Origin of the sequence: Desulfonatronum sp. SC1, assembly GCF_003046795.1 — a bacterium.
Classification (GTDB): Bacteria; Desulfobacterota; Desulfovibrionia; order Desulfovibrionales; family Desulfonatronaceae; genus Desulfonatronum.
The window spans coordinates 1-465 of the sequence record NZ_PZKN01000124.1; the positions used below are offsets into that span (position 1 = coordinate 1).

The following is a 465-nucleotide window of genomic DNA, read 5'->3' on the forward strand; positions in this document are numbered from 1 at the left end:
AATTGTAAACGCCCACAATGAGGACGAAGAGATAGTAATCTCCAATGAGCTTGTCACCAAACTATTGCAGCAAAATCCGGCGCAATACGACAAGAATGGTGAGATGCATTACGATATCATCTCCGCGTTTATCAAGTCCATTCGCGGAAGTGACCCCGACGGAGCCGTTTATTGGCTGGCACGCATGGTTGAAGGCGGCGAAGATCCAAAATTCATAGCCCGGCGTCTCATCATTTCTGCCGCTGAAGATATTGGCCTGGCGAACCCCAATGCGCTTCTGCTAGCCACCAATTGCTTTGAAGCCATTCACATGGTGGGTTGGCCCGAATCACGCATCATTCTTAGCGAAGTTACCATCTATCTGGCCACCAGCCCCAAAAGCAATTCGGCGTATATGGCCATCAATCAGGCGCAAGCCCTGGTTAGAGAGACCGGTAACCTGCCTGTTCCGCTTCATCTCAGAAA

General features: G+C 50.3%; 1 pseudogene. It reads left to right on the forward strand.

The window, feature by feature from the left end:
* Positions 1-465 (forward strand): annotated as a pseudogene (locus C6366_RS20970) (replication-associated recombination protein A); the annotation flags it as partial.